Source organism: Fibrobacter sp. UWB4, assembly GCF_002210345.1.
GTDB lineage: Bacteria > Fibrobacterota > Fibrobacteria > Fibrobacterales > Fibrobacteraceae > Fibrobacter.
This window is the reverse complement of sequence record NZ_MWQI01000010.1, coordinates 95710-122126: the sequence shown is the minus strand read 5'-3', so window position 1 is coordinate 122126 and position 26417 is coordinate 95710. Positions and strand designations below refer to the sequence as shown.

At 49.9% G+C, this 26417-nt stretch carries 20 protein-coding genes and 2 tRNA genes; 5 read left to right on the top strand and 17 right to left on the bottom strand.

Translation table 11 applies throughout. The features are described from left to right. Positions 1 to 454: 454 nt before the first annotated feature. The 9 genes from B7990_RS13440 to B7990_RS13400 form a co-directional block, all read right to left on the bottom strand. The gene (locus B7990_RS13440) at positions 455 to 1873 is read right to left on the bottom strand and encodes a glycosyl hydrolase family 5 (protein WP_254917540.1); all 1419 of its coding nucleotides are present in this window, start codon (positions 1871 to 1873) and stop codon (positions 455 to 457) included. A 175-nt stretch (positions 1874 to 2048) separates the two neighbouring features. After that, entirely contained in the window at positions 2049 to 3779 is a 1731-nt protein-coding gene (locus B7990_RS13435; RefSeq protein WP_088641417.1) for an alpha-1,4-glucan--maltose-1-phosphate maltosyltransferase, read from the bottom strand. Between the two features lie 20 nt (positions 3780 to 3799). Beyond that, positions 3800 to 5068 carry a carbohydrate binding domain-containing protein gene (locus tag B7990_RS13430; RefSeq protein WP_254917539.1) on the bottom strand — a complete coding sequence of 423 codons (1269 nt, stop codon included), beginning with the start codon at positions 5066 to 5068 and terminating at the stop codon, positions 3800 to 3802. Continuing rightward, on the bottom strand, positions 5065 to 5910 hold the full coding sequence (locus tag B7990_RS13425) for a TIGR02147 family protein (RefSeq protein ID WP_088641416.1): 846 nt from the start codon (positions 5908 to 5910) through the stop codon (positions 5065 to 5067). Before B7990_RS13425 ends, B7990_RS13430 begins: the two co-directional genes overlap by 4 nt. Before the next feature lie 339 nt (positions 5911 to 6249). Next, a complete protein-coding gene (locus B7990_RS13420) occupies positions 6250 to 6828 on the bottom strand; it encodes a GNAT family N-acetyltransferase (RefSeq protein ID WP_088641415.1) in 579 nt (192 codons plus the stop codon). A 115-nt stretch (positions 6829 to 6943) separates the two neighbouring features. Continuing rightward, positions 6944 to 7027: transfer RNA gene (locus B7990_RS13415), tRNA-Leu, on the bottom strand. Between the two features lie 83 nt (positions 7028 to 7110). Further along, the gene (locus B7990_RS13410; protein ID WP_254917538.1) at positions 7111 to 7896 is read right to left on the bottom strand and encodes a hypothetical protein; all 786 of its coding nucleotides are present in this window, start codon (positions 7894 to 7896) and stop codon (positions 7111 to 7113) included. Then, entirely contained in the window at positions 7893 to 8483 is a 591-nt protein-coding gene (locus B7990_RS13405) for a hypothetical protein (protein ID WP_088641414.1), read from the bottom strand. Before B7990_RS13405 ends, B7990_RS13410 begins: the two co-directional genes overlap by 4 nt. 1 nt (position 8484) lies before the next feature. Next, the gene (locus B7990_RS13400; RefSeq protein ID WP_254917537.1) at positions 8485 to 9273 is read right to left on the bottom strand and encodes a hypothetical protein; all 789 of its coding nucleotides are present in this window, start codon (positions 9271 to 9273) and stop codon (positions 8485 to 8487) included. 34 nt (positions 9274 to 9307) lie between these two features. Here B7990_RS13400 and B7990_RS13395 point away from each other — a divergent pair, with 34 nt between their 5' ends. After that, positions 9308 to 10672 (top strand): toxin-antitoxin system YwqK family antitoxin, encoded by a 1365-nt coding sequence (locus B7990_RS13395; RefSeq protein WP_088641413.1) that lies wholly within the window; start codon positions 9308 to 9310, stop codon positions 10670 to 10672. Positions 10673 to 10772: 100 nt separating this feature from the next. On the opposite strand, the gene B7990_RS13390 is transcribed toward B7990_RS13395, so the two are convergent. Together B7990_RS13390 and B7990_RS13385 are read right to left on the bottom strand one after the other, a co-directional pair. Beyond that, positions 10773 to 11234, bottom strand: coding sequence for a type II secretion system protein (locus B7990_RS13390; protein ID WP_088641412.1), 462 nt, complete (start codon positions 11232 to 11234; stop codon positions 10773 to 10775). A gap of 7 nt (positions 11235 to 11241) precedes the next feature. After that, positions 11242 to 11781, bottom strand: a complete 540-nt coding sequence (locus B7990_RS13385; protein ID WP_088641411.1) for a Tfp pilus assembly protein FimT/FimU — start codon at positions 11779 to 11781, stop codon at positions 11242 to 11244. A 218-nt stretch (positions 11782 to 11999) separates the two neighbouring features. Here B7990_RS13385 and B7990_RS13380 point away from each other — a divergent pair. Together B7990_RS13380 and B7990_RS13375 are read left to right on the top strand one after the other, a co-directional pair. Continuing rightward, positions 12000 to 12082, top strand: a tRNA-Leu gene (locus tag B7990_RS13380). A 38-nt stretch (positions 12083 to 12120) separates the two neighbouring features. Continuing rightward, positions 12121 to 12546, top strand: a complete 426-nt coding sequence (locus B7990_RS13375; RefSeq protein WP_088641410.1) for a hypothetical protein — start codon at positions 12121 to 12123, stop codon at positions 12544 to 12546. Positions 12547 to 12714: 168 nt separating this feature from the next. On the opposite strand, the gene B7990_RS13370 is transcribed toward B7990_RS13375, so the two are convergent. The 6 genes from B7990_RS13370 to B7990_RS13345 all read right to left on the bottom strand — a co-directional run bounded on the left by B7990_RS13370 (position 12715) and on the right by B7990_RS13345 (position 24300). Next, positions 12715 to 18627, bottom strand: coding sequence for an MBG domain-containing protein (locus B7990_RS13370; protein WP_141099293.1), 5913 nt, complete (start codon positions 18625 to 18627; stop codon positions 12715 to 12717). A 119-nt stretch (positions 18628 to 18746) separates the two neighbouring features. Next, positions 18747 to 19262, bottom strand: a complete 516-nt coding sequence (locus tag B7990_RS13365) for a hypothetical protein (RefSeq protein WP_088641408.1) — start codon at positions 19260 to 19262, stop codon at positions 18747 to 18749. A gap of 4 nt (positions 19263 to 19266) precedes the next feature. Next, a complete protein-coding gene (recJ, locus tag B7990_RS13360; RefSeq protein WP_088641407.1) occupies positions 19267 to 20979 on the bottom strand; it encodes a single-stranded-DNA-specific exonuclease RecJ in 1713 nt (570 codons plus the stop codon). After that, a complete protein-coding gene (locus B7990_RS13355) occupies positions 20979 to 22118 on the bottom strand; it encodes an AAA family ATPase (RefSeq protein ID WP_233138500.1) in 1140 nt (379 codons plus the stop codon). The genes recJ and B7990_RS13355 overlap by 1 nt, the downstream gene beginning before the upstream one ends. After that, positions 22100 to 23413, bottom strand: coding sequence for a murein hydrolase activator EnvC (locus tag B7990_RS13350; protein ID WP_088641406.1), 1314 nt, complete (start codon positions 23411 to 23413; stop codon positions 22100 to 22102). Before B7990_RS13350 ends, B7990_RS13355 begins: the two co-directional genes overlap by 19 nt. Further along, positions 23413 to 24300, bottom strand: a complete 888-nt coding sequence (locus B7990_RS13345; protein ID WP_088641405.1) for an ABC transporter permease — start codon at positions 24298 to 24300, stop codon at positions 23413 to 23415. The genes B7990_RS13350 and B7990_RS13345 overlap by 1 nt, the downstream gene beginning before the upstream one ends. A gap of 45 nt (positions 24301 to 24345) precedes the next feature. On the opposite strand from B7990_RS13345, the gene B7990_RS13340 reads away from it, so the two are divergent. Further along, a complete protein-coding gene (locus B7990_RS13340; protein WP_088641404.1) occupies positions 24346 to 25326 on the top strand; it encodes a YbbR-like domain-containing protein in 981 nt (326 codons plus the stop codon). Next, entirely contained in the window at positions 25323 to 26330 is a 1008-nt protein-coding gene (tsaD, locus tag B7990_RS13335; RefSeq protein ID WP_088641403.1) for a tRNA (adenosine(37)-N6)-threonylcarbamoyltransferase complex transferase subunit TsaD, read from the top strand. The genes B7990_RS13340 and tsaD overlap by 4 nt, the downstream gene beginning before the upstream one ends. Positions 26331 to 26417 lie beyond the last annotated feature (87 nt).

Genomic DNA, 26417 nt, shown 5'->3' with positions numbered 1-26417 from the left:
GTTCTGAGCCAGGATCAAACTCTTCATTGATTTTTTAAATAGTCTGTCCTGTTTTCCGTAAAAGACTTCCAAGAAATTTTCTTGGGCCGTCACTAAGCACATCTCCGATTCCTTCAATCTTCCCGAAAGTCTCGCGGGCTTTCGCTTTTTCCTTCGTCGTGGGCTTTCGTTTCTTCGTTTCGGCCTCGTCTCTCAGGAACGGCGCCAATTATAGAATTTTACGATGACTTTGCAAGGGGTAAAAGTAAAAAAAATTCACTTTTTTTCACTTTTTTCGCTAAAAACGGGATGTATGCCACCGCACGACAGATTATCCACATTCTGTAAACAGAAATCTTTCGCACAACAGTCTGTAGATCCCGTCGCCTGCGGCCCTTGGATAACAAGCCCAGGTGACAAAGCATAAAAAAAGCTCCCCGCAGTGAGCAGGGAGCCACAAATTCATTCTATTTCTTTATTTAACATCACAACCGGCACTCGGATTCGTCCAGCCGTTTTCTGGAGGAGCCTCGCCCGCCTTCCAGCAATGGAGCGTGTCAAGCACATCGCCTTCCTTGTAAGTGGACCAGTCCGTCACCTTCTTGATGTTGGTTTGCGTAGTGGTGTTGAATCGGCTCATGTAATGGTCGATCAAGTACTGCGGACATTCCACTTCTTCGATGTAGTAGGTCGGATTGTCTGCAGCCTTGTACCAGTCGGCAAACCAGTGGCAACCGCGCAAAAGGTTCGGGAGGCCGGCGTCGCCGAAGGCCGCGTCGCACATATCCTTGATGCAGGTCTGGTACGCGACAAGAGTAGCCTCGTAGCCGAGCTTGTTCTGGCATTCGGTCAAGAATCCGCCAAAGCCTGCGCCCCAGTTAAAGTCGCGGCCTTTGTTTACCTGAACAGTAAGAGCGTCAAAGGCGCCCACGCCACCGCCCGGCACCATCAAGTCGAACTGGCCTGCCGGAAGATTCGGGTTACCGCCAGCCACATCCATACCGATGTTAGAGGCCATCACAATCATGTGCTTGCCCTTGAGCGCCCGGTGAGTTTCCCTTGGCGGGTTGTTTTCCATCTCGTTTGCGAAGTGGCCGTCGTACTGCAAATGGTAGCACTTGCCGCACTTGCTATCGGCAGTGCCCGCAACGTATGCATAAGAAAGCGTATCGTTCACGGCAATAGGCGCCATGTCCGTGCAGGTGAACACGCCCTTTTCCTTTTCGTCGCCGCAAGCGCTCCTGGTCCCGTTATAACCGAACCAGGCCCTCGATACGTCCCCCAAGGTAAAGGTAGGGACTTCGACATCGTGAATGTTGCAGTTACGCGCAGTGCCATAGTCGGCAATGTAGGCCACATCGGAAGACGTGTCTGCACGAGTCACATCGTTAGCGTTTTCCCTAAGCCAGGAGCAATGCGGCTTGCAAGCATCCCAGTAGCGGGTATTCCAACCGCGCTTTGCCGTAGCGCTGATGTCCTTGGTGTATTCGGCCGGAGGCGGGCCGTAAGATTCAAGAGTCGGGAATCCATCTGCACCTAATTCTGGTTCAGCACTGCTAGAGCTTTCAACGGCAGACGAATTCGGAGTGGCGCTAGATGTCGGATTGACTGAAGAACTCGACTGAGACGACCCACCATTGCTAGAACTCGTCGCCGAATTAGGCGGAACAACCACAGAAGAACTCGAGTTAGAGGCACTGGATCCCGGCGCCACAGAAGAGCTTGATCCCAAATCGCCACTTCCATCTACACCAGAGCTGCTTACAAACCAATCGACACTCGATGAAGAAGCCGCAACAGACGGAGTAAGCGGAGATGGAGAATCATCAGAGCAGGCGCTATACATTGCAACGGCGCCCGCAGCCAATATCGAACTCAATAAAATTTTTTTCATAATCATCCTTTAAATACCTCGTCTAAAATTAGATTTAATCCTCTAAAAAAGACACAAAAAAAGCTTTTAAAAAGAGTTTTTGTGAGCATTCCCCCAAAAAGAAACGCCCCGGGAGCGGCGGCTTCCGGGGCGTTTCTAATTGCGATTGAGGCGTTTCGTTCGCGATTCGCGAGTTTTAGATTTTCTTCACCACGAACATATGGCCAGGAGCCTTTGCAGGGTCAAGCTTCACGTAGTTTTTGTTGCCACGCCAGACATAGCTTTCGTCGGTCACGATGTCCTTCAAGAAGAAGAACGAATCGTTCTGGAGGCCAAGCTTAGCCATGTCGAGTTCAACAATACCTTCCTGCACGTGGTCCATGTCCATATTGCACACGCAGAGAATCACGTCATCGCCAGACTTCTTGGAGTAAACCATAAGCTGGTCGTTCTGAGCGTAATGGAAATCGAGGTTATCGTATTCCTGCAAGGCAACATGCTCCTGACGAGCGACATTCAGACGACGAACAAAGTCCTGAATGCCCGGACCAGACCAGTTGTGTACTTTGTACTGATACTTTTCGCTATCGGCAAGTTCTTCCTTGATCGGGCTTGGGATATTTTCGCAAAGTTCGTATCCGTTGTACATACCCGTGAGGCTCGAAAGCGTCGCGGCCAAGAAATAGCGCTGCTTAAACGCGTTTGCACCTTTGTATGCAAGATACTTCGGGAAGATATCCGGCGTCGTCGGGAAGAAGATTCCACGCATGTATTCCTTAGCGTCGGACTGCGTGAGTTCCTTCAAGTACTGTTCAAATTCCCACTTTGCAGAGCGCCATGCGAAATACGTGTAGCTCATGTCAAAGCCGGATTTTGCAAGGCGGTGCATCATCTTCGGACGCGTGAATGCTTCGGCGAGGAACACGAGTTCCGGGCGCTTTTCCTTCACGTCGGCGATGAGCCATTCCCAGAACGGGAACGGTTTCGTATGCGGGTTGTCGATACGGAAAATTTCAACGCCCTTGTCCGCCCAGAACAAAATAATGTTCTCGATTTCCTGCCACAGAGCCTTGTAGTTCTCGTTGTAGTAGTCGAACGGATAAATGTCTTCGTACTTCTTGGGCGGGTTTTCTGCAAACTTGATGCTACCATCCGGTTCGTGGTAGAACCATTCCGGGTGCGACTTCACATACGGATGGTCCGGGCTGCAGTTGAGCGCAATGTCCAAAGCAAGGCGGAGACCCTTGGCGCGAGCGGCTTTTGCAAAATGTTCGAAGTCCTTCATGGTCCCGAGTTCCGGGTCCACATCGTAATGACCACCGTTCTTGTTACCGACAGCGTACGGGCATCCCGGTTCAAGCGGATTGCCCTTCTTGTCAACCTTGGCGTGGAGCGCGTTGTTTGCGCCCTTGCGGTTCGTGACACCAATCGGGTGGATCGGAACAAGGTAAACCGTATCAAAGCCAAGCCCCGCAATGTAGTCGAGTTGCTTCTCGCAATCTTTCCACGTTGCGCTCTTGTTCGGGTCCGTGCCCTGGCTCTTCGGCCACATTTCGTACCACGTACCCACGCGGCTGTAGACCGGGTCCACACGGAGCTTCATCACTGGACTTTCAGTCGGAACGTCCTTCGGTTCCTTGGTCCATGCGCAAATCTTGTATTCGTAATAACCGATGTTTCCCACCGTGAAGGAGCCTTCCCAAAGGTCGTTGTCCACAAAGTGCATCGGAGCCTGTTCCCACTTTTTCTTGGAAACGTGGCGGTAAAAAATCGCTGCATCGTACTTTTCGTGACTGTGGCGGAAGATGTCAGCCTGGAGTGTCACTGTGTCACCGGGTTCACGCTTGAGCATGAAGCGGCCGCCCTCGATGCTCGGGCGGATATTTTCAATAACGAGATTTTCTTTTAGAGTAGGAATAGTAGCCATAATGACTAGAATTTAGCAAACTACTTAATTCTAATCAACTGCACGTCCTTGATCCAGAACGTCCGTTTCCTGCGTCCCAGATTCAAATCCAGGCGAGCAAACGGGTCCGTTACCGATGGCGAAAATTCTATTTCAAACGATTTCCCAGCCTTCGAAACAAAGACATGTTCCTGGAAACCATTAGTCGTATAGCGCAAGTACGTTCCCAATCGGGCCGTAACAGAATCCTCGACATCAGACCAGATAGTAAATACAAACTTGTACGTCGCACCAGCAACTACAGGGATATTTTCATGGAGCAGCTGGACACTAAAAGAAGTATCTCCACCATTAGTCACACGAACGCTCATTACATTCGAATTCTTTTCCTGGACAATCGCCGTGTCAGCCACTCCACGAAACTGCGTATGGAATATCCAGTCCTTACCGCCGTCCTTAAAATCACCGTTCGTAATCAAGTTCTTGTTAAAGACCTCGCTCATGCCATCCCAAATGTCATCGACATAATCGCTAACCGTACGGCCTCTCGCATTTGAATATTCATAGCGTAACGCCTGGAAGCTAGGGACAAAGCGTTCGTTCAGAAGTTTCCACAAGCTTTCATTTTCCGTCTTGCTTATGTGGATAACGCCATCTTCCCCGATTTCAGCCGAGGCAAAGTCAAGCACGTCCGCAAAGCGGTGCACACGGAACATAACAGATAAATTCACTACAGAATCCTGCAAGTCTATCTGCGAGAAATGGTAACGCAACGAGAACGACTGGAAGTTGGACAGTTCGTAGACAAACGGGATTTTTTTGCCATCCTTACGGACTCGGCCACAGATAGCATTGACCCCATGACTTTGATTCACTTCGAAGCCAACGCCAATTTCCTTAAGGAATCCGTCCCGCTTCAAGTTGATATTATCAAAGGCATCCTTAACAAACTCACCTTCCGTAAACGAAATGGGAAGTACCGCAGCCGGATTATCCCTGTAAGGCCAGAGCCGAACGCCGCCATCATACTCATCCGTTGATACCCCCGTATAGAAACTGCTATACGAGATTATATTCATCAACGTCAAATGGAACGTATCTATGACCACATCTTCATCGGTCGATGCAGGCTTAGCAAGCATCATCGGTTTTGCGTCAGAATAGTCAATCGAGAAATCAGCTGTGAGAGCCACGCTTTGGATTTCCGGATTTCCAATTTCAATACCAGCCGAGGCATCGGAACCAGAACATCCGACAAACAACAACGCCATAAGCGCACAGACAACAATTGACCTCAAGAAACGCATCATACTCCTCGTGTAAGAGGGTAAAGCTGGATGTTGATTTGCACAACCTCTTCAGCTTCTCCCGCTTTTGCAGAGAAATCTAGCAGTTCTTTGCGCATAAGTTGCAAATGTTTTTTCAAATTCGGGAAATCTTCGCGCTTAATGCTAAAAGTCAGCGCCGAAACATCCCTTTGAGCAGCCGGAAGCGCCGAAAGCATGTCCGCCGAGAGCTTCAGCATCTGCAGATGATACATCTTGACCATCAGATCCTGGACTTCATCGTCCGTCGTAATCAAGGGGTCGCGCTGCCGGTAGCCGTTAGCAGTCTTCACCAGAAGTCCAAGTTCAACGAGAAGCTTGAGCGACTCCATCACCTGGGCAGGCGTCACAAGACCGCCAAGACGTTTCGAAATCCAGTCGGGAACAGGCCGAAAATCCTTGAGAGCCACCATCTCAAGAATCGCAGAATGATGCCATTCGCGGAAAATACGAAGCTGAGCAGAATCCATTTTGTGCAGCTTGGAGCGCGGACTCGCCTTCAAAAGCTGGGCGTAGTAGACCTGCTTATCCGCATCCGTCTGGGCCTGATTGAAAAAAACTAGACTTTCAAAATATGCAGCTCGCTGGCCATCCAATCCGAGACCGTGAATAAGCTTTACAACCGTGTTCTTTGTAATATTCCGCTTGCCGTCAATCGTGAGCTTGAGATGGGCATGGCTCGAAAGCCCAGCCTTTTCCGCGAAGAACCGGAGGCTGAACGCCGGAACCGTCTTCTTCTTGAACTCGTAATAATCCCGCAAAAATACACGATAGTTCGTGTACAACAAAACATCAGGTTCAACTATGCGATTTTCTCCTGTTTCCATACAGCTATAAAATAGAAGTCTTCCACCACAAAATCAAAGAATAAAAAGCTTTTCTCGTTTACTCAAGTAACCATACTTGTAGTCGACGTTATTTTACATCTTGAATTTCACACGTGAGCCATAAACGACTTGTATAAACAAGTCGCGTTGGCGAGAGTGAGGCGTAGACGGAGTTTCATTAACGCAATAGAGCCGAACGGACTATAAAAGGGGGGAAGATTCCCCCTGATTGCAGCCTTGCCCCTCATGTCATGCCCGCCACCGAGCGGGCACCTCCTTCTAGGGCAAGTCTTCCATCACCCCTTCTAGCGGGGGCACCCCGCAACGCCCCGAACGCACTTAAAAATCTTTCGCGAGAAGCGAAAAGCGGACATGGTCTTCGAAGCGCCCGTGGAGACGCTCGTACTCACGACAGATTCCTTCTTCCGCAAATCCGGCACGGCGGGCAACGGCGGCACTCTTCGGGTTGTTGACCGCCGCCGTCAGTTCGAGGCGGTTCAGCCCCATCGCAAAAGATTCGCCCGCCACGAGCAAAAGCGCTTCAGTCGCAAGCCCACGCCCGCAAAAATCCTTGCCGAGCCAATAGCTCACAGTCGCCGAGCGGTTTTTCCACTGCACCCAGCCAAGCATAATGCAACCCGCGATTTTTTGCGAAGCCTTCTCGAAAACGCCCCAGCAAGCGCCGTTAGCCATCTGCGCCTGCAAGTCCCAAGCATCAATTTTCGAGGCAATATCTTCGGGAGTAAAGCATTCCTCAGCAGGCCACGGCAAATGCACCGACAAGAACTCGCGAGAGCCTTCAATCAACTCGAACAGAGGCTGCACGTCCGCATCGACAAGCGGCCGCAGCAGAACGCGGTCGCCCACAACCTCTTGCAGCGTAAATTCGCAAAGTTCATTGTCTAAACAATCGCTCATTATGACCTTTCGCAAAAAAACAATCGCCCAAAAGAGTACATATTTTCGTTAGTCGAGAATGACGTTATCGAGAAAAAAAACGAAAAACCCGATAGCGAACTACCGGGTTTTTCAGTGCGGATGAAAGGACTTGAACCTTCATGCCCTTGCAGGCACTAGAACCTGAATCTAGCGTGTCTACCAATTCCACCACATCCGCGTGGTGCACCAAATTTTGAAAAAAATAGCCCTTTTGTCAAGGGGTCGCTTGAATTTGGCGGTTATTTGTGCGCAAAGCCCAAATTATTTGCGGATGGCGTCGCGGATCCAGTCCATGCGCCGGCCCTTCCAGTAGTTCCAGTCGTGTTCGCCTTCCGGGTCGAACCGGAGTTCGCAGTCCACCGAAACCACCTTGCAAAAATCCGTTATCCACGGAACCGTCTGGTCTGACGGATAAAGCCTATCCTTGCCCCCCTGCAAAAAGCGGAAACGCCCCGACTGCATTTTCTTCTGCGATGCAAGCACCGCCGGTTCTCCCAGGAATTTCCCGAAAGAACTCATCAGCAAACGGTCATCCACCTTCCGGCGACCTTCAACCGAATAAGCCAAGACACCAAGAGTGCCATCCGAGATTCCCACCAGTGACACGTGCTCCACCGGAACCTTTCTCCCGGCCGCCACGGAATCAAGCGCCGCATCAACAGCGTCGATCATGCCCCTTGTCAGCCAATGGTTCTCGCGGCAAGCAGAAACGCTGACCACAATTTTTTCGGGATAAAGTTCCGCAAAATCGGCTCCGGCAACAAATCCCTTTTCGCAATGGCCACTACTCATGCCACCGTGAAACCATACAACGACCGAAGCCCGCTCGCGAACAGCGCGCAAATTTTCATCACGCTTCGCAATCCTGGACTTACTTACTTTAGCCGCTTTCTTGGCCACAGGTTCCGGCCACCAGATTCCCGTTGCGCTTTCGCCCCCAGACTCCCCAAACGGGACAAGCAGGGAATCCTGCGCAGCAAAGGTCTGCCCGCCTGCCATGAAAAAAGCAAACAGCAGCACCACAAAAAAAACGGACCGGTTCATCATTCAGCACCGTTTGGCAAAGGCTGGGATTTCAGCTGGCGCGGCTTATGCACAAGCCCCACAAGAATCAACGCAATCCCTACAAGCACCATAAAGGCTACAAGACACAAGCCCACAAAGCACCAGTAAAAATGGAATTCGTCCATCAAATATTCCCAGCTGAGCGTCCCCTCTGTCGAGGTCATGGACTTCACGACATACTTGTCCCCCACCTTAACCGCGCGCACCTCCATCGGGATTTCGCTTGCATTTGCAGCCGAAAAATCGTACCATTCCGCAAGTTCGTCAAGAATTTCATCGTTTGCATAAAGGACAAACGTGCACTTGGAATCCCCGTTGAGCTGGAAATAGATTTTATCAAAGAACGGAATATTCGAACCACCAAACAAGCTAGGAACAGCGGCATAGCTCACCTTGCCATAAAAGAAGTGCTCTTCCCACTCAGCCGCAGCGAAGCCGTATTCAAAAGAGAACTCCTTCGTAACGCTTCTCGCGAGAGGGTACATGTACCACGAAATCCAGCTCGCAAGGAAGATGAACAGCAATCCAAAATTGATAAAAGCAACTTTACGAACACGAAATACAGACATTTTAATCCTTGTTAGACTTAAATATAAAGAAGAATGTAGCAAGCAAAAGCACAAGCGACAGGAAGTAGAACGCTAGCGGAACTTTCGCCGACAAAGAAATTTCTTTCACGTATTCCATCTGGAAAAAGTGGAGCAGTTCATCACTCACGCTGAGCGTCTTATCGTTATCGAACTGGTTCCAGACATTGTGCAAATTCCGATTTTTTTCGAGCAGCGACACGACGCGCTTGTTGATCGACTCCGGCAACACAAGGTCATCCAGCAACACGTCATACCCCGCACGTGCAGAATCCAGCTTGCGCAAAAGCGACAAATCGATGTCCGAAGAGTTCATCTCCATCAGGCGGTAAACGCGTTCCAAATCGTCATGCCACGCCAAGCGTTCCGAAAGATAGCGCTGCAAGCACGAGACCTTCGCAAGGACGCTCGATTTGAATTGCGAAACCGACGCCGCCGGAGGCGCCGAAAAGCCCGACTGTTCAAGTTTCTGGATGCCAGCCTCAAACGAAAGCGCCACTTCGCGGAGCGTCATCATCTGCGCAAGCACCACCGCCGAATCCACCTCGTAACCGCTACGGACACGTTCCATCGAACGCATGAGGCTCGCATCGGCAAACTGGTAATCGCAAAGCGACTTCACGTACTGGGAATAAACGGCGACCTGCGGTTTTTGCGAAACGTAAAACAGCGCCGTGAGGCAAATCGTAAGAACGACGACAAGCCAGATCCAGGGCGTCTGGATTTTCATGTGCAAAGTTTCTGCAATTGTTTTTTTTGTCTGTCCGTTCACACCTAGAAATTACTTTTTTTCTACTTTACGAACAATGAAACTCCGTCATTTAATCGTCTTTTTTGCCATTTTATGCTATTTCGCCGGCTGTACAGTCGAGCGGGCTGAAGAACATATCCTCGCAAGGCACGCTAACGGCGTCAAAAAGACATCCATCTGGGTCTACCCCGACGGCACCATCCTCAAGCGTAACGAATGGTACAACGACGGCATCAAGGAACTCGAAATCCCCTACGAAGACAGCCTCCCGCACGGGGAATTCAAGCGCTGGACAGGCTTTGGCGATGTTGCGATGGTCGGGCGCTACAACAAAGGGAAAAAAGACGGCAAGTGGACGGTTTACTACCAGAACAAGAAAGTCGAAGCGGTCCAGTTCTATAAAGACGACCACCCTGTTGGCGACTGGGAAGGCTATCATCACAATGGGGTAAAAGCAATTGAATGGCATTACGACGACAACGGGAACCACATCGGAGTGTGGAAACATTTTCACGACAACGGAGTACTTGCCGAAGAAAATAGATGCCATGAAGCCAACGGATATGTCAAGCGTTTTGGGAGAAACTGCAAAATCACGGAATACTACGATTGCGTGAACGGCTATTTAGAAGGCAATTACAAAAAATACTACGAATCATACGGACCCGTTGATTCTGCCGCCGGAAATTGCGAACAAGCGCAAATCATGGAAGAGGGGGTTATACAAAGTCAATTCGCTCCATTGCCTCTAACATTCTACAGGGCAGACGGTTCCCTCATCAAAAAAATCAAGTCAAGCTTTTTCAAGGGGCGTGAAAAAATACAGTGGTTCGACGAGAACAACAACATTGTCCGAGAAAGCAGTTTTATTGCGGAAGATTCCACAAATAAATCCGAAGTTACCGGCATCGCTTATGGAACCTGCGCAAATTCATCAACGCTATTCTGTGCCGAAACCTTATTCGTCCATTCAGAAAAACCCAATGGTACCCTCGACTCTTGCACTTTAAGTCACAAGGACGATTTCAAGAAAAGCATCGGCAAATATCCGGCAACGCTCCGCTACATTCAAAAAGGGCACGTTCTTTTGTACGAAGAACTCTGGGTACGCGAGGATAGCACCGCCGATAGCTCGCACAGCACACCGCATATTCAAACAAGCCGCAGTTTCTACCCAGACAGCATGGGCGGCAGAATGGCAAGCGAAGGTTTTTGGCAAACAGACGCAGACGGAAACTCCAAGCGTCACGGCATCTGGCGCAACTGGTACCCGAGCGGCATATTGAAGGACAGCCTCAACTACGTGAACGGGGAACGCGTTGGCGACCAATTCAGCTACGATAGCACCGGAAAGCTCACGATACATAAAACAGAGGCCGGCAAGAACCGGCCCGTGATAATGCACATATTAGGAAATTAACAGACAAAACAACGTCATTCCGAGTCCGTTAGGACGAGGAATCCAGTTATTTCTAGCGAATATTTTTACTGGATCCTTCGACTTCGCTCAGGATGACATTTCATCTAATTACACTCGAGACTTCAATAGACTGCGTGGAACCCTTAAAGTTCCAGGAAACCCTGACTTTCACCTGTTTAGCATAAATGTGCGATACCGTCTCGAACTGCGACGATGATTGCGACGTGTAATTCTGAGTCGGGGCAACAGTCACCATCGGCGAATAAGTCACCGTTGCAGAATCGCCAAGGCCACGAGCCCATTTGCGGTTGATATCGGGAACTTCAAAAGTCGTATCGGAAAGAGACTTCGACGGGATCGCCGCAATCCCTATAGACTTAAGGGAATCCAAAACCTGCTGTGCAACTTCAATGGCACCATCGCGCCCGCGAATGCGCAACAGGGCATCGTGGTTACCGCCTTGGAGATTGAGCACCGCCATATACATAAAACCAAGGACCGCAGCTGCGACCAGGATCTCTACAATACCGAAGCCTTTCTTATTTTTCAAAAGTTTCGTCATAGTTCACCTACAATTCATCCCAATAGGTACCAGATCTCCACATAGGGACAATCATATTCTTGTTTTTATACTTCGCAGCCACAGCGTAGACATCATCATCGCCATACTGCATGCAGATATATCCCGTAGAAGGAGCCGCAGAAAGCCCGATGCGGGGCTGGAAAATGACACCATCGCCACCAGCCCAGTCAGAACCTTCAAAAACGCTAAATTGGATTTGATTATCACAGCCAAAAACGGCAGGAGCGTCGATATAAAAAGTATCGTACGTATTTTCCGGAAGGCTACTGCAATCATCCGTTACATACACACCAAGTCCATGTGGAGAAATTTTCTTGACGCAAAGGGTCTTGGACATACGATTAGCTTCATTGGCAATTCGTTCCAAAAAAGCGGTCGTATTTAAAGCGTTATCCTTCATTCGGCTATTGACTACGGCACCACGCAGGCTCACGACGCCCATAGAAGACAGAATTCCCATAATCGACACAACGACAAGGACTTCTATCAAAGTATAGCCGTTCTTTTTAGAACCGTAATTCAACATACAAAAATCTCCAAACAGGACCGAACCAAAATTAACAATAAAAAGATGCCTTTTTCTCGTTTTGGTCTAATTTATAATATACATTAACACTACTTCAAAAGTAAACATTTGTAAACAGAAAATATTTTTTTAGGGGAAAATGTGATATTTTCCATAATAATTGGCCCAATTGCATAATTTATCCTACTTAAATTTGCTATATTCTGCTCGCACAACCTGCCCAGGTGGTGGAATGGTAGACACTGGGGACTTAAAATCCCTTGGGGGCAACTCCGTGCGGGTTCAAGTCCCGCCCCGGGCATTGTCTTTGTGCTTTAACTTCGCAGAAGGAGGTAGATCATGATTGAATTCTATCCAAACAGCATATATTATCCGCGCGAAGCGGTCGATGAAAAGCTTGCCAAGGGCGAGCTTGAAAAGACCAAACAATACTTGATGGGCTGGACGGAACGTCATCGGGACGAAATCTGGGAATGCGCCCGCGAGGATGCCGAAAATCCCTCTGACGAAATCCTGCTCGACAACCTTCGTGCACTTCTTCTTTGCAAAGGTTCTTTACAGCCGGCTGCCGAAATGGGCGCCATGATTCGCGAAATCACGAAGGAAGTCTGGTACCAGAACGAAAACGGACCAAAGGACCCGGACGTGATCGCCGTGGACTGGCAGACGAAGTACCTGACCAAGTGGCGCGAAGCCCGCATGTTCGAAGCATTCGTGCTCATCGAAAAGAATGCAAAACAGCTTATCGAAATTCTGAGAGCATAAACGCTTGCCAAAAAAGCTTTTGTCATGCCCGCCATAAGCGGGCATTTTTTGCATGAAACGGAAAAGCCCACCCCATACGCGGATCAGGGCTGGGCTTGACAGCGTTAATAGCAAAACAAAAAAGGCGGACTTGCAACGCCCGCCTTACGCTTTTACAACTTTCTCAAATTACTTGACGCGCACCTGGAGTGTCTCTACCGCGCCGCGAGTTTCGACACGGACGATATAAACGCCCTGGTAGAGCTGTTGCAGCGAGACCTGATGTTCTCCAGCGGAGTATGCACGGTATCGGGTCTTGAGGTTCCCCTGCACATCGAACACAAGCACTTCCATGTCCGATGCAGCCGGGTTCGTCACGAACAACTGATTCTGGGAGTACACGACCTTCAAAGCCTTCGCAATTGCCGGAGCGGCGATGGAATTCTTGCCGCTGCTGGAACTAGAAGCCTTGCCGCTGCTGGAGCTGGAGGCAGGCTTTGCGCTAGAGCTGGATGCCTTGACACTGCTGGAACTAGAGGCAGGCTTTGCGCTGGAGCTGGAAGCCTTGACACTGCTGGAACTAGAAGCAGGCTTTGCGCTGGAGCTGGAAGCCTTGACACTGCTGGAACTAGAAGCCGGCGCACTTGAAGAAGATGCCGGAGCAGCGATAGAAGCCGCAAGCGTTTCTGCCTTAAGGTCATTGTAATTCTCGTCGCCGAGCACCATGAAGTACACCGTATAATCGCCCGCATCCGTTGCAGCCGGCAACGTTTCGGAATACTTTTCCGCATCACCGATCTTGTAGACCAGCGTTCCATTCTTGGCTTCGCCCGCCGTCACAAGCGTTTGGGCCTTACCATTATACACCAGATTTTCAACAGCGGCCGGAGCCTTGACAATCGTCGGATCCGCCTTCAGAATTTCGAAAGGCTGTTCAAGGCCGGATTCTGGCAGCTTGTAGTTTGCATTATTCAAAGCAGTCACCGCAGCACTGTACTTGCCTGCATTTACCGCAGCGCCTGTCACCGTGAAGTCGCACTTGTCGCTATTCACGAGACCTTCTGCCGTTGCAGTCGGAACCTGAGCCGCACCGTTGTAAGCAAACGAAGACTTGCCCCAAGCAATAGAAACGGCCTTCGGTTCAACACTCAACTTGCCAGCCACAAATTCGATTTCGTAGTTGTCAGCCGTCAGGCCGCTCGGTGTAATAGTATATTCACCGACATCACCATACTGCTTATAATCGTAACTATAGATGAGCGAGCCATTCAAGGACTTTTCATTATCTTCACCGACAAAGCCACTGAATTCAACACTTGCATTAGACGGCTCATCACCATAGACAATTGTTGCGTTCTTGGCCGTAACCGTGAGCGGAATCTTGGCTATTTCAAAAGATTGTTCAAGCCCCGTTGCCGGCAACTTGTAATTTTTGTTGCTCAAGTCCGTTACCTTTGCGGTGTACTTGCCGGCATTCGTAGCAGCCCCAGCCACCGTGAAATCGCACTGGTCATTGTTCAAAAGGCCTTCTACCGTTGCAGCCGGAACTTGAGCAAAGCTATTGTAAGTGAACGAAGTCTGTTTATCCCAAGCAATGGAAACGACCTTCGGTTCAACCGTCAACTTGCCAGCCACAAATTCAATTTCATAGTTATCAGCCGTCAGGCCGCTCGGCGTAATGGCATATTCACCGGCATCGCCATATTGCTTGTAATTGATTTCAAAAGCAAGTTCGCCTGTCAAGACATTGCTGGTTTCTTTTCCAACAAATCCGTCATAAGCAATACCTGCGCTAGCAGGTTCGTCGCCATAAACAATCGTATCGTTCAATGCAGTAATCTTAAGCGGAGCCTTTGTAATTTCGAAAGCCTGTTCAAGCCCCGTTGCCGGCAACTTGTAATTCTCGTTGCTCAAATCCGTTACTTTTGCAGTGTACTTGCCGACTTTCGTAGCAGCACCCGTCATCGTGAAAATGCATTCATCGCTATTCTCGACACCATTAGCCGTAGCCATTGGAATCTGTTCAGAGCCATTGTAAGTGAGCGAAGCGTCACTCCAAGCTATCGAAATCTCCTTCGGTTCAACAGTCAACTCGCCTTCGACGAAAGTGATGTCGTAGTTGTCAGAAGACAAACCGCCTGGAATAATGACGTATTTGCCAACTTTATAGAATTGCACATAATCGTAGTTAAAGACAATCGAATCATTTAAGTCATTTTCGTTATCGTCGCCCACAAAGCCGCTGTATTCGACACCTGCGTTAGACGGTTCATCACCGTAGGCAATTGTTGCATTCTTGGCCGTAACCGTGAGCGGAGCCTTTGTAATTTCAAAGTCCGGTCCATCTCGATTTTCTGGCAACTTGTAATTTTTATTGGTTAAATCTATTGCCTCGGCAGAGTACTTTCCGGCATTCATAGCGGAGTCTATAATAATGTTGCATTCGTCATTGTTCAAGAGACCTCCAGCCGTCGCATTCGGAGCTTGAGCCTTTCCATTGTAAGTGAACGAAGTTTCTTTATCATCCCAGGCAATAGAGATTTCCTTCGGTTCAACAGTCAACTTGCCCGCGACAAATTCAATTTCGTAGTTGTTGGATTCCAAACCGCTCGGCATAATGGCGTATTCACCGACTTTATCGTATTGAGCGTAATCGTAGCTAAAGACAATCGAGCCACTTAAGCTATTTTCGTTATCGACGCTCACAAAGCCGCTGTATTCAACACCTGCATTTGCTGGTTTGTCACCATAGATAATCGACTTATCCTTTGCGATAACCATCAAAGGTGCTTTAGCGATTTTAAATTGTTTGCTGATTCCACCGGTATAATGGCCTTTTCCGGTGATAGTCATGCTTGCCGTTCCAACAGATATGTTGTTTGAGCATTGAGTCGTGAAATCTACACCGGGTTCAAGTACTTTTTCTCCGTCTGTAACGCTAATTGCAGGGCAAATTCGAGAACCCGTATATGTTTGGTCTTCAATGGCTGCGACCGTGATGTCTGAGCTTGTAAAACGCTTTATCACCGACACGGTCAGATAGACTCCACCGCCATCTTTGACATAGCCGTAGCCATTGGATATAAAGTGGAGCAACATTTGATTGGTACTACTGGAGGCTGTGACAGAGGTCGTCGAAGAATTTTTGTAGCCCCTGAAACGTCCGAGGCGTTTTGCATTGGTGCTGCTGCCGTCGTAGATATCAAGATAATCTTCTTCTGCAGACGAGTACATGAGTTTGACATATCCCGATACTTTCATCATACAGTCCTCGGGTGCCGTCAATAACAGTTTGCCATCGTCATTGGTAAAGTAATATCCATCCTTTCCACTATTGTCGTAAACTCGGAATGAAGTCATGTCATCCTGAATGATAATATCTCGCTGGCCAGTCTTAGGCATATTGACAAAAAAGTCCGTCTTGGGCATAAATGTTGGCGTCACCGTTGCATCCGACGAACGCATCTTGAATGAGTATCCCGTTGAGGCTGCGTAATAGACAACATCGCCCCATTGAGCGGCGTCAGGTTTTGTCATGACAATTTTTCCGTCCGCATCAAAAGCATCGATATCTTTCAACACATAGCCTTCGTCAGAACTTACGGTCACGTTGATAGTTCCGTTAGTTACGACCTGAGTTTTGTCAAACATTACATTACCGTGCTCCATATTTTTGTCGCTGCTTACACTGTAAACAGCAGGAGTAAAGACTTTAACGTTCAGGTCGAGACCGTACTTATGAAAAAAATCTGTTCTCGAAATATCGGCTGCCTTAAGGCGGACATAAGCTGTATTGCCTTCACTAACAACAGGATAAAGAGTCTCCTCTTTCTGCTGATTGCCATATGCTAATTTTTGTCCGTAACTTTTAGGAGGGTCATTATAGATTGCATAGTAAGACTCACTAGAGCTATTATCCACCATAAAGCTTTTTCCCGAAAATTGCATCACTTTACCCGAAGGTGCCGTTATTGCCAGGGTGCCATCGCTCAATGGTTGAAAATCACCATCCTTGCCGCCGTCGTCGTAGAGTTTAAATGAAGTAATATTGTCGGGAATGACCATATTCTTTGTGCCAGAATGCGGCATATTGACATAGAGACCTCCTTCATCTGAATTCAGCTTGTTGGTGAATACAGCAGCGACGGTTACATTTTGGGTAGGCATCTTAAATGTCACGGTCTTACTGATAGTTTCGCTCCAGTCGGTGTACCAGTTACAATCAGTAACGTTGACAGTTTCACCGTCAGCTTTTACAACCCTTAGCTCGTTGAGCATATAACCTTCGTCGGGCGTAACAGTCAGAGTTATGTTGTCGTTTGCTTTTGCCTGTCTCAAATTCGCCGTTACTTGACCGCCGGTAAATCTGTCAGGTAGATTTACGTTGTATTTGCGGTCGGCTGGCACAAGTGTCACCGAAAGGTCTAAATCTGAATAGCCATACATCTCTCGATAACGAATTGCTAAGTTTTTTCCCGTGCTAGTAATGGTGGGAATTATAGCCACTGGGCTAGGTAGGTAATCATAAATTAGCTCCGAATTCTCTAAAAGTATTGTTCCGCTCGCCTCATCGTTGTCATAAACAGTCAAATACCCTTCATATATTAATTCACAATCAATCAAATCGTTTTTCGACGTCCTATCCGCAGCCAGGGCTTTACCAGACAATTGAATAAGATAGTTCGAATTGTCAGGAATGTTGATAACGAGGACACCATCCCATTCTTTGCCAAGAACATGATTCTTGCCACCAGCCTCATAGACCTTGAAGGATGTCAAGCCGTCTTTGATTTCCGATTCTGTAATCTTCAGCGTCATTTTACGTTTTTCGGGTATAGTTACATATTTCTCGTCGCCGTCTTGCGTCAGTACAGCCGTGTTAACCCACATTATGAATGACTGTGAACCGAAATAGGGGCTCTTACCCTTAATCGTCAGCTTAAGTTTGCCTTCTTCCATAGCTCCAGTCGCATCCACGCTATACCCGACGGTCTCAGTATAGTGAGTTCCTTTTATCAATTTGTTACCGTTGTAATCGTAAACGTCATAATTGAGATACTTTATCGCTCCATTCGGGAGAATGCTATAGTCTTGCATTTGAAGGTTCGCTAACGCAATCGAGTTGTTGTCCAGCTCAACCGGAATAATTTTCTGATTTTGCCTTTTTGCAAGTTCATCCGCTAAGACTAAGTCTGTACTTCCTTCGTAATAGAAACGCGAATCTCCCTCAATGCTGATATCACCCCTGTAACTATTTGCATTGATGAAATCTGTACTTTCAGTCCACGACAATGAAATGGTTCCTGCGGTTCCCTCTCTTGTTGAACCATCACGGCCTGGACCTATTCCGTTACCCCTTAAACTTACTGCTGTGACTTGGCCTCCACTGATGGTAATCGATCCACCTTTGCCCTTTCCACTTTCGTTAATGGTACCGCCGCCAATCGCCGCAGCGCCATATGTTCCCGATGTCGCTTTAACAACGCCACCAGTAATGGTTATCGTACCAGCATTGCCATTAAAACCACCTCCAATACCGGCTCCTTTGCAACCTCTACTTCCAGAATCAGATATAGCATTGACCGTACCACCACGGATAGTGATGTTACCACCGGAGCCCAGTTCCGCACCACCTATTGCCGCCCCGAAATAATAGCTTAGTGAACCAGTGTTAATCGCTGTTATATTACCCCCTAATATTGTAATCGAACCTGCATTGGCAATGCCATTACCTTTACTTCCACCAAGTGGAGAATTTTCGTTGCTGCTGCCAGATCTCGTATTAAGGTTTCCCTCGCCTGTTATTGTAAGGCTGTGTCCATCATGAACGCCAATGCCATTTTGTGCATCAAGTGTTGTTTGCGCGCCAAGGTTCAATGTAACAGAACCTCTAATATAGATTCGCCTACTGAACGTAACAGTACCGTTGCCAATAATATTGACAGAGCAGTTCTCCCATGTTGTTTCTTTATTGATGGTTTGCCCCATAGCTTCGATGTTGATCACATCTTCCGCCAACGAGGTTGCTGCCATAAGCAGGGTAAAAACCAGAACAAGCCCCAAACGGAGCGAACGTAATGAATGAATTAGATGATTGGTCATAGTCTTTTAGCACCGTATTTGTTGAATAAATTTTTACAAAATACAATGCTAAAAAAAACAAAGAAACAATACCATAGCCCAAACGGGTTATATTTTCATAATACTTCCGTAAGAAGGAACTAATTTGCGTGGAAGCGAATGGGGATCCAGATTTCGAGTTTGCCCTGCTTGCTCGGCGGAAGGCGCCAAAAATATTCGACGTGCTTCAATAACTTAACCTTGAACACATCGTCATCGCTATCCGAGAACATAATCTTCGGATCCATGAAGCGCCCAAGGCTATCGAGCGTGAGGTGAAGTCCAAGGAAAACATCGTCATCGGACTTGATAAATCGGTTCCCTTTGCGGGTCACACGGATTTTCTTGAAATACTCCGAGGAGAGGTAATGCAAGCCAGCGGCGCGGCCTTCCAAAAACATCGCAAGCTTGTTCAGGTCACGACCTGCGGTATTTTCAATCACGTAGATTTCGTCAATCGAGGGCATTTCCACGCGGCCGGTAAACGCTTCTTCAGGAACTTCCTCTTCTTCCTCGACATCCACGATAGGTTCGTACTGCGGAATACTGTAGACAAAATACAGCACAGCCACAAAGACAAGCGCAAAGGCAAGCAATGGAGCGTTCCGTTTCAGCATAGCACTACTCGATGGACTTGATGCAGAGCTGCACCGTCTTGGTGTTGTTATAGTAATTCCAAATCGGCTCAAACACGACCGTCACCGGGCGGGAGCGCCCGAGCAAAGCCTTGCTCTTACGAAGTCCAAAGGCGATAGCCGGGAAAACGGCACTCCCCGCCTGCGAAATTTCCATTTGCAGGTGCCCGCCACGAAGTTCACGTACGCGATGCACGGTCACGTTTTCGGCACGGAATGCGGGGTACGGGAAGTTTCCGCCAAATGGTTCGAGCAAGTCGATGTACTCGAGAATTGAGCGTTCACGAATCGGGTAACGCCCTGTCGGTACGCGCGTTTCCACGGTCAGTTCGCGGAGCGCGATCTTGATGTCGTACGGGTACGATTCATCGGTGTTGACGATCTCGCCGGTATAGCCTTGGTCTTTTGCAGACTGCAAAAGGCGCCCGCGAAGTTCTTCAATCTTGCCTGCTTCGAGCGAGAATCCCGCCGCATTCGCATGGCCGCCCCAGCGGTCAAAAAGTTCACGGCTGTCAAAAAGTGCCCTGTGCCAGTTGAATCCAGGAACTGCACGGGCGCTCGCATGTGCCATGCCGTTGATAATCGACAGCACAGCCGAAGGCCTGTGGAATTCCTGGGCAAGCTTAGCCGCGACAATGCCAATCACGCCCACATGCCAGTTTTCGCCAGCAACCACGATCACGGTCGGGATGGTGTCGCCGTAAAGGGCCTTTACCTGTTCCATCGCCATTTCGGTGATTTCGGCTTCTTTCTGCTTACGGCGAGCGTTCCAGTCTTTCAGCTCATCGAGAAGCTTGCCCGCTTCGCCTTTGTTTTCGCACAAAAGAAGTTTCAATGCCGGGTCCGGGCGTTCCATGCGGCCAGGAGCGTTGAGGAGCGGCGCAAGCTTGTACATCACGTCGATGCCGCCCACACAGCTATGGGGCTTCATGAGGGAAGAGTACATTTCTTGTACGCCAGGCCAACGGCTGCTCTTAAGGCTTTCGAGCCCGGTACGCGTAAAATAGCGGTTTTCAGGAGTCATCTGCACCAAGTCCGCAAGCGTCCCGAGTGCAACCAAGTCCAGATATTCAACCGGGGCCTTAATGCCAAGGCGGCTGAACAAGGCGCAAATAAACTTGTACGAAACGCCGACACCGCAAAGTTCCGGGTTCGGGTAATTGTCGCCTTCCTGATGCGGATCCAGAAGCACATCGCTTACCGGGAGCCCATCGCCCGACGGCTGATGATGGTCCATGACCATGACCGCCATGCCGAGTTCCTTGGCATGCGCAATTTCCACGTTCGCGGTAATGCCTGTGTCCACGGTAATCAAGTTGCGAGCACCCGCCTCATACATTTCATCGACGGCAGAAACCGAGAGGCCATAGCCATCGCCAAAGCGGTTCGGAAGTCGCCATTCAGATTCAATACCCACAGTCTTTAAGCAGCGGGTCAAAAGCGTCACGGACGTCATGCCGTCCAAGTCGTAGTCGCCAAAAATGAACACGCGCTCGCCACGTTCGCGAACCGCAAGTATCCATTCCACAGCCTTGTCCATTCCCATCATGAGGAAGGGGTCATGCACGTCGCTCTCGTTAGAGCACAGCATGTGGTACGCATCAGAAACAGTCTTGATGCCGCGCGAGACCAAGAACCTCGCGACCGCATGCGGAATCTTTAGCGTAGAGGACAAAGTTGAGGCGACAAGATCTTCCATTACTTGTAGCCTTCAAAAAGTTTTAGCGAGAGGTTCTGGAGGCAGGTCACTGCCGCCATTCGCCTGGAGGCGATTCTCGACATAGTTTCTTGCACACTCACAAGAGCAGCTTCGAGGGCAGACGCCCCCACTTGCGGGTAGCGTTCGAGATTCACGCTGCCGGTTGCTTCCGGGATGCGAAGCGGAGCGCCCGATTCACGGCGCAACAAGTCCGTAATCAAGAACGAGAGCACTTCCAAGAATCGGTTCACGATGGCCGGGTCTTCAAGTCCGGAATCTTCGAGCTTAAAGAACAGGTCCGTGTAGTCCTGCGAAAGCGACTTCTCGATAAAATCGACCGCAAGAGGGCACCAGTTCTTGGCGTGTTCGGCGTAGTAAAGCGCCATGCCAGGGGAACCCACAGCAAGCCCAATCACATCGTCGGTCAAAGTCGATTCGTCAAATTCTTCGCCGCCCACGCGAATGGCTTCCTGACGGACTTCTTCATCCGTGAGGGGTGGCAGGTGGAGCGCAAGGCAGCGCGAACGGATCGTCTGCAAGAGCTTTTCGCGAGACGAAGTCGTCAAAATGAAGTACGTGTTCGGCGGGACTTCTTCGAGAGTCTTGAGGAATGCGTTTGCCGCAGAATCGTTCATGCGGTCGGCCTCGGCGATAATCACCACGCGCACGCGGTCGCCCTTCATTGCAAAGGAGGCTGTCATCGTACGGATGAGTTCCACCGAAATCACGGCGCCCGCACTGAAAATATCCACTCGGTACGGGTTCTTCGTGATTTCTTCGATGTAGGCCTGTTTAAAATCCTGGATGGTCTTTGCAGAGCTCCCGGCAGAGACGTCGGCCGCATTGCGGGCGCTCGCCTCTTTCGCTTCCATCGGCACGACCCAGTTGTCGGTCACGCCGGTATCGGTTGCCATTTTGCAGCCGAAGCAATTACCGCACGGGCGAACACTCGGGTTTGTGCACTGGAGCGCCTGAGCAATTTCCATCGCGAGCGCTTTTTTGCCAATGCCCACAGGGCCGTCGATAAGAATCGACTGCGGGAAGCGGTTCTCACGCAACGCCGCCATAAGACGAATGCGGATTCGTTCCTGGGAGGCGGGGCCATTTAAGCGATATTCTATCATCTCTGTTTCAACCATTGCAACGGGTCCACGGTCTGTGTCCCTTCGCTTACTTGGAAATACAATTTAATACCATTTAACGAAGCAATATCGCCCACTTCTCCAATTTCTTCGCATTTCTTGACACTTTTGCCCTCTTGGACATGGATTGCCTTCATGTGACCGTACACCGTGTACGTTCCATCTTCGTGTTCTATGATCACGGAGGGGCCGCGGCCGTCAATTTCGGCGACCATAGCGACAGTTCCGGCTGCAGCGGCACGGATGCGGCCACCGCGCTTTCCGCGGATTTCCACCCCAAGGTTACGCGTCATGATGTGGAGCACCGGGTGTTCCTGCAAGCCGTATTCGCTGATAACCGGGCCGTCGAGCGGCATGCACTTCGGGCCTTTGAAATGCGGTACCGGAGTCTGCTTTTGGGCGATTTCGGCCTCACGTTTCTTTTCTGCTTCGCGCTTCTTGTCTGCCGCTTGGCGTTTCTTCTCGGCTTCGCGTTCCTTCTTTTTTAGGGCGGCGAGGCGGGCGGCCTCGGCGCGCTTCGCTTCTTCGATTTCTCGCTTGCGGCGCTGCTCAAGTTTCTTGAGGAGCGCAAGCATGGTCTTCTGGTTGCGTTCGAATTCCTTGAGCGCCATGCGCTGCACGGCCTTGTCATGCTTGAGGGAATTCAGCATGCGGGCCTGACCGTTCATCTGCGCGACAAGACCGCGTTCTTCGACTGCCTTGCGGGAGCGGAGTCTCGAAAGCTCGGCCAAGTGCTTTTCTTGCATCTGCTGTTTTTGAGTGCGTTCGGCCACAAGCCTACGGAGCGTTTCCACGTCTTCGCGGTCGCGGTTCAGCAAGTGGTGCACCCAGTAAACTTCGCGTTCCGGGTTCCCGTTCTTGGTCAAAAGTTCAAAGAGAATTTCGGCATCGCTGCTACGACCGTGTACATACAAATTACGTATACGCTTTCTCATGGCACGCTTGCGGGCCTTGATTTTTGAGTCAAGAGAATCAATATCCATCACAAGTTGCTTGACCGCCCCCTGCAACAGATCCTCATTGCGGGTCAGTTCCGAAAGGTAAGACCTTGTGCGGTTCAAATTCTGGTCCAAAAGCGAAATCGTGTTCAAGACGCCCTTTTCTTCGGTTTCAAGGACGGCCAGTTCCTCGCGCTTTTTCGCAAGATCGACCTCTAGCTTTTTGAGGGCGTTCTTTTGTTCGTCAATCTGCGCATCCGTCTTTTTCGGAGCCGCATAAGACGAAACTGCTGAACCCGCCACCACGGCAAAGACGAAAAATAAAAGCGGAATGAACCGGCAAACAAGACGCATTATTCCTGCTCACCCTTCTTTTCGAACAAGAAACTGCGCACCGTACGGAAACTAAAGTAGCCCGCGAGCATCGTTTCTAAAAGCACCGTAAATAACGCTACGATTCCAAAGTAGGCAACGCCACTAGCCACAATCGGGAACATCTGCACAAGCGAACGGATGACAAGCCCAAGCAACAGGATTGCAAAGCCACTCCCTAAAAAACCTTGCATTACCCCTTCAAGCACAAACGGGAACTCAATGAACAGGTAACTGCCACCCGCGTACTTCATGTTCTCGACCAAAAGCTTGCGGGACATGAGCGAAAGCCTTACCGAATTGCAAATGATGAGCGAGAGCGTAATGAGCAAAAGGATACTGATGCAAATCGGCCAGAAAATCATCTTGAACTTCCACGACGCAATTCGCGAAGCCCATTTTATCGGAGCCTGCACCTCTTCAAAATACGCTTCTTCGGCAATCGTGTTGCGCACTTCGGAAAGGTCCGCCGGGTTGCGAGCCTCTTCGCTCAGAGACACACGGAAAAACGCGGGGATCGGGTTCCCTTCGACAAGTGTGAGCATATCCGGCGAGAAGTGGCTGCTAAAATCGGCAAGCGCAGAATCCGCACTCACAAACGCGACAGACTCCACATGGCGCGTATGCTCAAGCCGCGTCTGGATAACCGCAATAGAATCCTCGGGAACATCCTCTTTCAAGAATGCCTCAATCACATACAGCGACTTTTCTGCAGAGAGGAGCTTGAACGAGACGCCGAGCGCCGTAAAAGAAGCCGAAAGTAAAAGCGAGCACAGGAAAATCGTCAGCAAAGACGGGAGAATCACCGTGCGGTGCTGCTTCCATCCTCTAAAAGATTCCGATATTAAGTAACCTAATTGTCCGAACACGCCTCGAATATAATTAAATTTATAGCAGTTCTTTAAGGGGCTTTTATGGGAAACATCATATTAAAGATTACCGCCTTGGTGTGCGCGATGGCCCTCTGGTTCTATGTCATCTCGCTCAAGGACTTCCAACTGACGATGGAAGTGCCGCTTACGTTCGTGAAGTTGCCCGAAGCGCTCGCGATTGCATCGAAGCCGCCAAGCACGGTTTCGGTGACTGTCGAAGGCAAGCCCCTGGACCTCATCCGCCTGCAGTCGCAAAAGCAGGCCGCGATGGTCGTTGACATGCACCTCGCCGAACTCGGCTCCAGACGCATCCACCTCGATTCCAAGAACTTTGTAGCCCCGAACTTTTCCTCGGTACACTACGTGGAACCAGACAACCAGTATCTCTTTATCGACGTAGCGGTCGATACGCGCATTGAACGCAGCATTCCCATCAAGAGCAACGTGACTTTTGGCGCAGCCCCTGGTTACGTACTTGTGCAACAGCCCAAGCTTCTCCAGGAAGACCTGAAGGTTTCTGGCGCCAGAAACGCACTCACGCGCATTATCGACATCCCGACAGACTCCGTATTTTTCGACAGCATCAAGGCAAGCCAGACATTCTCCGTGAAGCTAGCGACCGAACAGCTCCCGCCGTTTGTGACGCCCAGCGATACAGTCGCCAAAGTCTTTGTCGATATCCAGAAAATCAACTCCAAAGAATTTAAGAACATTCCCATCCAGCTTATCGGCTTCTATGACCGCGCCCTGAACACGCTCTCGCCGCAACAGGCAACAGTCGAAGTCACCGGCGGCGAAAAAGTCATCGCAGCCATCAAGCACAACGATATTGAACTTTTCATTGAATACAACCGCTTCGCCATTGAAGATGCGGACAGCCTCGCTCCCACAGTCAAGTTGAACCTGCCGCCCGATATCGACCGCAGCATGTCCATCAAGGCCATCCTTGTCAAGCCCGACAAGATCAAGCTCATCAAGACAAAGACCGAGGACGATAATAAAGACGAGGAATACGGAATATGATTTGGCTTGGAATTGAATCCAGCTGCGATGAAACCGCCTGCGCCGTTTTGCAGGACGACCCCTTAAAAGTTCTTTCAAACCCGCTCTATAGCCAAATTGACGAACACGCCCTTTATGGTGGCGTTGTCCCAGAAATTGCCGCCCGTGCGCACTTGCAAAAGATTGCCCCCATTGCCGAAGCTGCCGTCAAGGAAGCTGGAATCGAACTCAAGGACATCGACGCAATAGCCTACACCACGGGTCCCGGCCTCATGGGACCTCTCCTCGTTGGCGCAAGCTTTGCCAAAGGTCTCGCCCGCGACTTGAACATTCCGGCTTACGGCATGAACCATCTCGAAGGGCACCTCGCCGCCGCATGGCTCTCTAACCCGGACATCGAACCGCCGTTTTTGACGCTCACCGTCTCGGGCGGGCACACGGAACTCGTGATGGAAGAACCGGGATTCAAGTACACAAGCATTGGTCGCACCCGCGATGACGCCGCCGGCGAAGCATTCGACAAGTGTGGAAAGCTCATCGGCCTCAAGTACCCCGCAGGGGCAACCATCAGCCGCCTCGGCAAGGACCACAACCGCAAATTCGTGGAATTTCCGCGCGCGCTCCACACGCACGACAGCTGCGAGTTCTCGTTCAGCGGCTTAAAGACTGCCGTGCTCCGTTACACCGAGACGCACGACCCGGAATTTATCCAGCAGAATCTCGGCGACATCTGCGCCTCGCTCGAAGACGCCATTGTCGATAGCCTTGTCACAAAGACCATCAACGCCCTCAAGAAGACGAAAATGAAGACGCTCGTGATGGGCGGTGGCGTGAGTGCAAACAGCTGGTTGCGCACCCGCTTGCAAGATTACTGCGACAAGAAGGGTATCCGTTTTTGCGTCCCGGACCGCAGCCTAAGTACAGACAACGGAGCGATGATTGCAGCCGCAGCCATCCGTCGCAAATTGCAAGGAAAACTTGAATCCATCAATGTCGTAAAACCGTGGATGCCACTCGCGATTTAGACGAGAGAACGCCCGCCACGGCGGGCTTCAAACGAGAGAGTAGAGACGAGAGTGCGCCTGCTTCGGCGGGCTAAAAAAGAAGGAGAG

Bases quoted from the DNA above. Each gene is read 5' to 3' on its own strand.
- B7990_RS13425 (WP_088641416.1), bottom strand. From the start codon at position 5,910: ATGGAAACAGGAGAAAATCGCATAGTTGAACCTGATGTTTTGTTGTAC.
- B7990_RS13375 (WP_088641410.1), top strand. From the start codon at position 12,121: ATGATTGAATTCTATCCAAACAGCATATATTATCCGCGCGAAGCGGTC.
- B7990_RS13370 (WP_141099293.1), bottom strand. From the start codon at position 18,627: ATGACCAATCATCTAATTCATTCATTACGTTCGCTCCGTTTGGGGCTT.
- B7990_RS13440 (WP_254917540.1), bottom strand. From the start codon at position 1,873: ATGAAAAAAATTTTATTGAGTTCGATATTGGCTGCGGGCGCCGTTGCA.
- B7990_RS13340 (WP_088641404.1), top strand. From the start codon at position 24,346: ATGGGAAACATCATATTAAAGATTACCGCCTTGGTGTGCGCGATGGCC.
- B7990_RS13435 (WP_088641417.1), bottom strand. From the start codon at position 3,779: ATGGCTACTATTCCTACTCTAAAAGAAAATCTCGTTATTGAAAATATC.
- B7990_RS13365 (WP_088641408.1), bottom strand. From the start codon at position 19,262: ATGCTGAAACGGAACGCTCCATTGCTTGCCTTTGCGCTTGTCTTTGTG.
- B7990_RS13390 (WP_088641412.1), bottom strand. From the start codon at position 11,234: ATGACGAAACTTTTGAAAAATAAGAAAGGCTTCGGTATTGTAGAGATC.
- B7990_RS13385 (WP_088641411.1), bottom strand. From the start codon at position 11,781: ATGTTGAATTACGGTTCTAAAAAGAACGGCTATACTTTGATAGAAGTC.
- B7990_RS13395 (WP_088641413.1), top strand. From the start codon at position 9,308: ATGAAACTCCGTCATTTAATCGTCTTTTTTGCCATTTTATGCTATTTC.
- B7990_RS13405 (WP_088641414.1), bottom strand. From the start codon at position 8,483: ATGTCTGTATTTCGTGTTCGTAAAGTTGCTTTTATCAATTTTGGATTG.
- recJ (WP_088641407.1), bottom strand. From the start codon at position 20,979: ATGGAAGATCTTGTCGCCTCAACTTTGTCCTCTACGCTAAAGATTCCG.
- B7990_RS13410 (WP_254917538.1), bottom strand. From the start codon at position 7,896: ATGATGAACCGGTCCGTTTTTTTTGTGGTGCTGCTGTTTGCTTTTTTC.
- B7990_RS13350 (WP_088641406.1), bottom strand. From the start codon at position 23,413: ATGCGTCTTGTTTGCCGGTTCATTCCGCTTTTATTTTTCGTCTTTGCC.
- tsaD (WP_088641403.1), top strand. From the start codon at position 25,323: ATGATTTGGCTTGGAATTGAATCCAGCTGCGATGAAACCGCCTGCGCC.
- B7990_RS13420 (WP_088641415.1), bottom strand. From the start codon at position 6,828: ATGAGCGATTGTTTAGACAATGAACTTTGCGAATTTACGCTGCAAGAG.
- B7990_RS13355 (WP_233138500.1), bottom strand. From the start codon at position 22,118: ATGGTTGAAACAGAGATGATAGAATATCGCTTAAATGGCCCCGCCTCC.
- B7990_RS13430 (WP_254917539.1), bottom strand. From the start codon at position 5,068: ATGATGCGTTTCTTGAGGTCAATTGTTGTCTGTGCGCTTATGGCGTTG.